Source organism: Rhodanobacter sp. FW104-R8, from assembly GCF_001617365.1.
GTDB lineage: Bacteria > Pseudomonadota > Gammaproteobacteria > Xanthomonadales > Rhodanobacteraceae > Rhodanobacter.
The window spans coordinates 1-1,274 of sequence record NZ_LVJR01000043.1; the positions used below are offsets into that span (position 1 = coordinate 1).

Consider the following 1,274-nt stretch of genomic DNA (forward strand, 5'->3'; position numbering starts at 1 on the left):
CTAGCAGGCCGTTGAGAAACCTCTGCGCTCCGCTGCAGTCATAGACGCTCTCAATCACTGACCGCCTGAACCGATGCGCAGCCCCGACGTCCAACAGCTTGGCATGTTTTCTTATGTATCGGTCGAGGATCGCGTGCCGCCCGACCATCCGATCCGCAAGCTGCGGATTCTGGTGGACGCGATCCTGGGCGAGCTCGATGAGCTGCTGGCGGCGCGCTATGCCGCGGGCGGTCGTCTGTCGATCCCGCCCGAGCGCATCCTGCGCGCCTCGCTGCTGCAGGCGGTCTACAGCGTGCGCAGCGAGCGGCTGCTGATGGAGCAGCTCAACTACAACCTGCTGTTCCGCTGGTTCGCCGGTCTGAACATCGACGACCCGGTGTGGGACCACTCGACGTTCTCCTTCAACCGCCAGCGGCTGTTCGACGAGGCGATCGCCCAGCATTTCTTCGAGCACACCGTGCTGCTGGCACGGTTGCGCAACCTGGTCAGCGATGAGCACCTCTCGGTGGACGGCACGCTGCTGGAGGCGTGGGCCTCGCACATAGAGCTTCCGGCCCAAGGACGATCACGACGAGGGCGATGGCGACAATTTCCGCGGTCAGCCGCGCAGCAACGAGACGCACGAGTCCACCACGGATCCGGATGCCCGGCTGATCCGCAAGGGCCAAGGCAAGGAGGCGAAGCTGAGCTACCTGGCCAACAGCCTGATGGAGAACCGTCATGGTCTGGTGGTCGGCGTGGACGTCCGCCATGCCAATGGCACCGGCGAGCGGGACGGCGCCTTGGATCTGCTCACCGCGGCGGGCGTCAGGCAAGGAGCCACCCTGGGTGCCGACAAGGGCTATGACACGCAGGACTTCGTCGCGGCACTGAGGGCGCGCGGAATCATGCCGCATATCGCACGCAACACGGGCAACGGTCGACGCAGTGCCGTGCCGCGCGCGGTGGCGCGCGCGCGGCTACGGCATCAGCCAGAAGGTGCGCAAACGGATCGAACTGGGCTTTGGCTGGATCAAGACCATCGGCGGGCTGCGCAAGTTGCCGATGGTCGGCCTCGCTGCGGTGCGCGGCTGGGTGACCTGGACGTTTGCCGCCTACAACCTGATCCGCCTCGGCGGCATCGGCGAATGGTGGGAACCGTCGCCGACCTGAGCGACGACAGGAGACGTGCGTCCGCAGGGCGGAAAATCGTGTCCTGTGGCTGCCGCAAAGCCGACCATCCATAGATCATGGCTATGAAGTCTGACGCAGGACGGTGCTTCTCAACAGCCTGC

The 1,274-nt window shown here is 65.4% G+C and carries 1 pseudogene; it reads left to right on the forward strand.

Going from position 1 to position 1,274, the window contains the following annotated elements:
- Positions 1-73 precede the first annotated feature (73 nt).
- Positions 74-1,152, forward strand: a pseudogene (locus tag RHOFW104R8_RS10860) (IS5 family transposase).
- Positions 1,153-1,274 lie beyond the last annotated feature (122 nt).